Genomic DNA, 7,274 nt, shown 5'->3' on the forward strand with positions numbered 1-7,274 from the left:
CTGTCGGACGGCACCGAACTGCCCGCCTCCGCTGTGGTGTTCGCCGCCGGGGTGCGCCCCCGCGACGAGCTGGCCGAGCCCGCCGGGCTCGAACGGGCCGCGCGCGGCGGGTTCCTGGTGGACGAGCGGTGCCGTACGGCCGACGAGCGGGTGTGGGCCGTCGGGGAGTGCGCGGCGGTGCTGGGCCGGTGCTACGGACTGGCCGCACCGGGCTACCGCATGGCCGAGACGGTGGCGGGCCAGCTGCTGGGCTCCCCGTCCGCCGTCTTCCCCGGGGCGGACATGTCGGCGAAGCTCAAGCTGCTGGGCGTGGACGTGGCCGGATTCGGGGACGTCCACGCCCGGACCGAGGGGGCCATGGAGTTCGTCCGGGAGGACCGCGCCGCCGGCACGTACGGCAAGCTGGTCCTGGCCCCGGACGGCCGGACCCTGCTCGGCGGTGTCCTCGCCGGGGACGCCGGCGGGTACGGGGCGCTGCGCACCCTTCTCGGCCGCGAACTGACCGCCCCGCCCGAGCTCCTGCTGGCCGGAGCCCGGACGCTCTGAACGCACGGCGGTTCCTGCCCCCGTGCGCGTCGACGCCCCGGAGAGGCTCTCCTGTGGCGGAAACGCGGGTGCGGCACCGTACGGCAACCCTTAGGCTGCGCGTCGCGTGGCAAGGGGCCGGCCGTCGGTGGATCGGAGATGCACGGGGTATGACCAGTCAGCTGTTCGCGATCTGCTACCGGGCGGCCCGCCCGTCGGAGCCGGCCTCCTTCTGGTCCGGGGTCCTGGGCTGGGAGCCGGCCGGAGGACCGGAGGAGGGCGTCGCGCTGCTGCCCCCCGACGGCGCCGGGTTCCGGCTCCGTTTCCTGCCGGGCCAGGTGCCGAAGACCGGCCGGAACCGGGCGCACTTCGACCTGACGAGCACCTCCCCGGCGGACCAGCGGCAGACGGTCGCCAGGGCGCTGGAGCACGGCGGGCGCCACATCGACGTGGGGCAGCTCCCGGAGGACGGACACGTGGTGCTCGCCGACCCGGACGGCAACGAGTTCTTCGTTCAGCGGCCCCGGTAGCAGGGGCCGTCGCCCGTCGGCGATGCCGGGGAGCGATCGAGGGCCGGCCCGGCCGGCCGGTACCCTTCCGGCGTGACGCAGCACCCCACCCCCGACGAGCGACGGCCCGCGAACGACGGGCCGAAGGCCGCCGCACGCAATCGGGCGGCCCTGATCGCCGCCGCACGCGAGGTCTACGCGGAGCAGGGCCTGGACGCGCCGCTCTCCGGGATCGCTCGTCGGGCCGGGGTGGGGCAGGGCGTTCTGTACCGGCATTTCCCCGACCGGGCCGCCGTGGCCGACGCCGTCCTGGAGGAGAACGTCCGGGAGGTCGAGCAGGCGGGCGCGGCCCCGGGCGCGACCTTGGCCGGTGTTCTCGGTGTGCTGACGTGGCATCTGACGGAGTCGGCGGCCTTCATCGGCCTCCTGCACCCCGACCGGACGGGCGGCCGGCCGGACGACGTCCACGCGCACGCGTCGGCCCTGTCCGAGCGGGTCGAGCGGAGTCTGCGGGTCCATCTGGGTGACGGCCATCGGCTGGGGGCGTCGGACGACCTCATGCTCGCCATCGCCATGGTCTCGGGCGCCGTGACCGGCCCCACCCGCGAGGAACGGGAGCGCCGGGCGCTGGCGGCCTGGCGCCTGCTCGGCGTCGAGGTGGGGCCGGTGCGGCCTTTCGGCGGGTGATGGCCGGTGCGCCGTCAGCCGCCGTTGGACTGGCGGGTGCCCTTCCCCAGGGCGTCGAAGGTGTAGCGGTATCCCCCGCCGGGGCCGCTGACGGTCATGTACGCCTTGGTTCCGCCGGGGGTGATCGCCACGTTGGTCGCCGATTCGAGCCCTCCGGCGCGGGCGGGGACCTCGACCGTCGCCAGGTGCTCACCGTGCCGGTCGTACACGAGGATCGCGGGGCGGCCGTGGAGGCCCTGGTAGAGGTTGCCGTCCGCGTCCACGGCGATGGAGTCGGTCTGGGCGATCCCCCCGTCGACGCGGATCGCGGTGTGCCGGGACGTCACCTCGCCGCCTTCGCCCAGGCGCAGGTAGGAGATCCGGTTCTGCGTCAGCTCGCTGATCCACAGCCCGCGGTAGGCCTCGTCGAACGAGATGCCGTTCGTCGCGGCCAGGTCGTCGGCCAGGACGGTGGCCCGCTCGCCGTCGCGGTCGATGCGCACCACCCGCCCGTGCTCCGTCCCCTCGGACAGGCCGCGTGAGTCGCTGACGTACAGGTGGCCCGCCTCGTCGAAGGCGATGTCGTCGGGGTTCATCGGTGCTCCGTCGACCTCGCCGGAGAAGAAGGTGCGCGGATCGCTGCCGTCGGGTGCGAGGCTGACGACCTCGCCGTGGGCGTAGTCGGTGAGGTAGAGCCGTCCGTCGTACGGGCTGAACTGGGCCGAGGTGTAGGCCCCTCGGCCATCGGTGTGGACCGGCCGGACGGTCCTCTTCCCCACGTCGACGCGCATGACCTTGGGCTTGTCCTCGGGGGCGGTGACGTCGACGACGAGCAGAGCGCCGTCCTGGTCGAAGACCGGCCCCTCCAGCAGGGTCATCCCGGTCTCCTCGTGGGTCCGGGTCAGCTGCATGAACTTCTGCGCCCGGATGGTCCTGGCCGTGTCGCCGGGGGCCGGTGGTCCGCCGGGTCCGGCCGTCTCCGTACCGCATCCGGCGAGGGTCAGCAGGCCGGCCGTGGCGAGGGCGGCGAGGGTTCGGGGCGGGGGTCGACGCATGGACGATCACTCTTCCTGTCCGCTGTGCGCGGGTGCCGTCGGCCGGGCTCTCCGGCGCGTGTCTCGGCCGGTCGCCGTGCCGTACCCGCGTTCCAACCGGACACCACTGTCCGGTTGTTGTTACCGTAGCCGATGACCGTTCACCCCGGGACGGTTCCAACGGCAGGATCGAGGAGGCCACATGACTGATCGTCACATCCCGTCGTCCGAGGGGCTGGAGGCGCTGAGACGGCGCTACCGCCGCGAACGTGAGCGGCGCGTCCGGCCGGACGGCGCCGGCCAGTACCGCTCCACCGACGCCGAGTTCGGCTACTACGCCGCCGATCCCCACACCCGGCCCACCGAACGTGAACCACTGCGGGACACGGTCGATGTCGCCGTGATCGGCGGCGGGTTCGGCGGCATCCTGGCGGGCGCCCGGTTACGGCAGCGGGGCGTGGAACGCGTCCGGATCGTCGAGAAGGGCGGCGGCTTCGGGGGCACCTGGTACTGGAACCGGTACCCGGGCATCCACTGCGACATCGAGTCGCACGTCTACCTGCCCATGCTCGACGAGACCGGATATGTGCCGGAGTGGAAATACTCCCCCGGTGAGGAGATCCGCCGCCACGCGGTGCGGATCGCGCGGAAGTTCGCCCTCGGCCCGGACGCCCTCTTCTCCACCGGGGTCACCTCCCTGGCCTGGGACGAGGCATCGGAGACGTGGGTCGTGTCCACCGACCGCGGGGACGCGTTCCGGGCCACGTACGTGGTCACCGCCACGGGCACGCTCTCCGAGCCGAAGCTGCCCGGGATACCCGGTATCGAGGACTTCACGGGCCATACGTTCCACACCTCGCGGTGGGACTACGCCTACACCGGCGGCACCCCGGAGGGCGGCATGACCGGCCTGGCGGGCAAGCGGGTGGGCGTCGTCGGCACCGGGGCCACCGGGGTCCAGGTCATTCCGATGCTGGCCCGGGACGCCGGACACGTCTTCGTCTTCCAGCGCACCCCCTCCACCGTGGACGTACGCGCCAACCGCCGCACCACGGCCCGGGACGTCGCCGCCGACCGGGAGGGCTGGGCACGCGAACGCCGCGAGAACTACCTGCGGATCGTCTCCGGCGAGCCGGCCGAGCACGATCTCGTGGCGGACAGCTGGACCCGGTCGGCGGTTCTCCTGGAGAAGCTCCTGCCGAGCTTCCGCCGCCAGGGCGACCGGAAGGCCTTCGAGACCGCGTACGAGGCTGCCGACGCCGCGAAGATGAACGAGCTGCGCGCCCGCGTCGAGCACTCCGTCACCGACCCCGGCACAGCGGAGAAGCTCAAGCCCTGGTACCGGTACGCCTGCAAGCGCCCCACCTTCTCGGACACGTACTACCCGGCGTTCAACCGCCACGACGTCACCCTGGTCGACACCGCGGACACCCACGGCATCGAACGTGTCACCGCACACGGCGTCGTGGTCGGTGGCACCACGTACGAACTCGACTGCCTGATCTTCGCCACGGGGTTCTCCGTGGGCACCTCCGGCATCCTCTCCGGCAAGCTCCCCGTCCACGGCCGGGGCGGCACGCGGCTGCTGGACCGGTGGGCCCGGCAGGGCCCGCGTACGCTGCACGGCTTCACCAGCAACGGGTTCCCGAACCTGGTCCAGATGGGGACCCTCCAGAACGCCAGCAGCGTCAACTACACCCACATCCTCGACGAGCAGGCGGAGCACGCCGCCGCCCTGATCGCGGCCGCCGAGGCCCAGGGCGCCGTCGTCGAGCCGTCCCTCGAGGACGAGGACGCCTGGCTCGCCGTGCTCGCCGAGGGCGCCCCCGACCACGAGTGGTTCCACGCCGAGTGCACTCCCGGCTACTACAACCGTGAGGGGCGAGGGCGGCCGAACGGCCCCATCGCCTACCCGCACGGCGCGGTCGCCTTCCACGAGCTCCTGCGACGGTGGCGCGAGGAGTCCGTGGACAAGATCCTCCGGCCCAGGGCGACCGCGCCCGGAGGCGGGCCGGGGAAGGACCGCCCGTCCGGGCCTGGCGCGTGACCGGTTTGGTATCCCCTGTGGATCATCGGGTAGGTGACCGGCAGCGAACGAGCGCTACCTGATCATTCGGCGTGAGGGCGGACTGATGGCTGACGGCATTCTGGACGAGGACATGTACCGCTTCGAGGAGCTGCTGGGCGACGAGGAACGCGAGACGCTCCACCGCGTCCGCGCCTTCCTTCGCGAAGAGGTGGCACCGAACGCGGACACCTGGTGGGGGAAGGCGTCGTTCCCGCACCACCTGATCCCCCGGTACGGCGAGCTGGGCATCGCCGGCCTGCCGTACGAGGAGTGCGGCAGCACCACGGCGAGCAGTCTGCTCAGCGGGTTCATCGCGCTGGAGATGGCGCGCGTGGACGCGTCGATGGCCACGTTCTACGGGGTCCACGCGGGGCTCGCCATGGGCAGCATCGCCCGCTGCGGCTCCGCGGAGCAGCGGCGGCGGTGGCTGCCCGCCATGGGGCGGATGGAGCGGATCGGGGCGTTCGCGCTGACCGAGCCGCAGGGCGGATCGGACGTCGCGGCCGGTCTGCGGACCACCGCCCGGCGGGAGGGCGACACCTGGGTGCTGAACGGCGAGAAGCGGTGGATCGGCAACGCCACCTTCGCCGACCTCGTGGTCGTCTGGGCCAGGGAGGAAGGGGAGGCGGGCGGCGTCCGGGGGTTCGTGGTCGAGAGCTCGACGCCCGGCTTCTCGGCCCGGCTCATCGAGAACAAGATCGCGCTACGGACGGTCGAGAACGCCGACATCGTCCTGGAGGACTGCCGGGTTCCGGAGGAGAACCGGCTCCAGGAGGCCCACGGGTTCCGGGACACCGCGGACGTCCTGCGCCACACCCGCAGCGGTGTGGCGTGGGAAGCCGTGGGCGTGATGCTGGCGGCGTACCGCATCGCCCTGGACTACACCCGTGAGCGTGAGCAGTTTGGGGGCCCCGTGGCCCGGTTCCAGCTGGTCCAGGACCTCCTGGTCCGGATGCTGAGCGATGCCACGTCCTGTCTGGGCATGGTCGTCAGGCTCGCCCAGCTGGAGGACGCGGGCACCTTCCGCGACGAGCACTCGGCCATGGCGAAGGCCCACTGCACCACCCGGATGCGGGAGGTCGTCGGCTGGGGCCGCGAACTTCTCGGCGGGAACGGCATCGTGCTCGACTACAGCATCGGCCGGTTCGTCGCCGATGCGGAGGCCCTGTACTCCTACGAGGGAACCCGCGAGATCAACACGCTCATCACCGGGCGCGCGGTGACCGGCTTCGGCGCCTTCGTCTGAGCGGGGAGCGCCGGCCGCCGCACGAGGGCGATGCGGGACGCCGGGGCGGTCAGGTGCCCGGGTGGTGGTGGGAGGCGGGCCCGCCCTGGCCCGCGACGGCACGGCCGGGCACCGGGACCGAGGAGCGCGGGCCCGGCTCGTCGGCGCCCAGCATGGCGTCACCGTCGAACATGACGATCACGGCGGACATGATGAGGGCGGCCAGCGGGCCGACCAGCATGACCAGCAGGAACGACATCATGCCGGCCGACGACTGGGTGCCGGCTCCGTGGTGGTCGACGGGGATGTCGACCGCGGCCATGCCCGTGTAGTGCATACCGGTGACGGCCACGCCCATGATCAGACTGGCCCCGAGGCTCGCCCCGAGCCCGTGCACGGAGACCGCCGCCCACAGGGCCGCGGTCGCGGCGACCACCGCGATGAGGATCGAGAGGGCCACCGTCAGGGAGGAGTACCGCAGCTCGCCGGGGCTGTGCATGGCGGCCATGCCGAGGTAGTGCATCGCGGCGACGCCCAGTCCGGTGAAGACGCCGGCCGTGGCCAGTACCGCCGTCCCCGTCCCACGGAATCCGACCAGGAACACCCCTACGGCGACCACGGCTATCGCGACCACCAGGCTGAGGACGGTGGTGGCGGAGTCGTACTGCATGGACAGGCCGTCGATGGTGAATCCGGCCATGGCGATGAAGTGCATGGTCCAGATACCGCAGCCGATCGACACCGCGCCGAGGGCGAGCCAGCCGACCCGGTTCGTCCCGCGCCGGATCGCGCGCGTGGTGCATCGCAGCCCCAGTGCCGCGCCGAGGCAAGCCATCAGGAAGGCAGCGACGGGGGTCACTGCCCCGTAGTGGAAATTGGAGACGGTGGCTTCCAAGGCTGGGGTCCTTTGCAGACGGTCGGGGATGGCCGCGGAACTGCCACCTGAACAGCAGCGCGGGAAGGTGCGGTACTCGGTCGGCCCCCGCCGGCCCAAGGCCGACCGCACTGGCGCACCGATCATTTTCGGCCAACCGACATTGAGGATTGAACCACATGCCTGCGCCGGCGTCGGCCCTCCGTATCCGGCCCACGGGACGGGGCCATGCGCACAAGGCCCCGCCTCCGCCCCGGGCGCGTACGGCGACGGGGGGGGGGGGGGGGGGGGCGCCCGGCGGCGGCGCGCCGGGCCCCCGGGGGGGCGGGCCGCCCCCCCGGCGGGGAGGGGGGGGGGGCGGGGGGCGGGGCTG

Annotated in this window: 6 protein-coding genes and 1 pseudogene; 5 read left to right on the top strand and 2 right to left on the bottom strand. The window is 72.8% G+C overall.

Features of this window, described 5'->3' with window-relative positions; genetic code table 11:
• The 3 genes and pseudogenes from AB0917_RS32770 to AB0917_RS32780 all read left to right on the top strand — a co-directional run.
• Positions 1-546 (top strand): FAD-dependent oxidoreductase (locus AB0917_RS32770; protein ID WP_366823355.1); only part of this gene is annotated, 546 nt, incomplete at its 5' end.
• Between the two features lie 149 nt (positions 547-695).
• Positions 696-1,034, top strand: a pseudogene (locus AB0917_RS32775) (VOC family protein); the annotation flags it as partial.
• Between the two features lie 93 nt (positions 1,035-1,127).
• On the top strand, positions 1,128-1,721 hold the full coding sequence (locus tag AB0917_RS32780) for a helix-turn-helix domain-containing protein (RefSeq protein ID WP_366823356.1): 594 nt from the start codon (positions 1,128-1,130) through the stop codon (positions 1,719-1,721).
• A gap of 14 nt (positions 1,722-1,735) precedes the next feature.
• On the opposite strand, the gene AB0917_RS32785 is transcribed toward AB0917_RS32780, so the two are convergent.
• Entirely contained in the window at positions 1,736-2,755 is a 1,020-nt protein-coding gene (locus AB0917_RS32785; RefSeq protein ID WP_366823357.1) for an SMP-30/gluconolactonase/LRE family protein, read from the bottom strand.
• 181 nt (positions 2,756-2,936) lie between these two features.
• On the opposite strand from AB0917_RS32785, the gene AB0917_RS32790 reads away from it, so the two are divergent.
• Together AB0917_RS32790 and AB0917_RS32795 are read left to right on the top strand one after the other, a co-directional pair.
• The gene (locus AB0917_RS32790) at positions 2,937-4,781 is read left to right on the top strand and encodes an NAD(P)/FAD-dependent oxidoreductase (RefSeq protein WP_366823358.1); all 1,845 of its coding nucleotides are present in this window, start codon (positions 2,937-2,939) and stop codon (positions 4,779-4,781) included.
• 85 nt (positions 4,782-4,866) lie between these two features.
• The gene (locus AB0917_RS32795; RefSeq protein WP_366823359.1) at positions 4,867-6,048 is read left to right on the top strand and encodes an acyl-CoA dehydrogenase family protein; all 1,182 of its coding nucleotides are present in this window, start codon (positions 4,867-4,869) and stop codon (positions 6,046-6,048) included.
• A gap of 49 nt (positions 6,049-6,097) precedes the next feature.
• Here AB0917_RS32795 and AB0917_RS32800 read toward each other — a convergent pair whose 3' ends face one another.
• Positions 6,098-6,922, bottom strand: coding sequence for an MHYT domain-containing protein (locus AB0917_RS32800; RefSeq protein WP_366823360.1), 825 nt, complete (start codon positions 6,920-6,922; stop codon positions 6,098-6,100).
• Positions 6,923-7,274: the final 352 nt, after the last annotated feature.

It is taken from the genome of Streptomyces sp. NPDC007346 (genome assembly GCF_040703535.1).
Classification (GTDB): Bacteria; Actinomycetota; Actinomycetes; order Streptomycetales; family Streptomycetaceae; genus Streptomyces.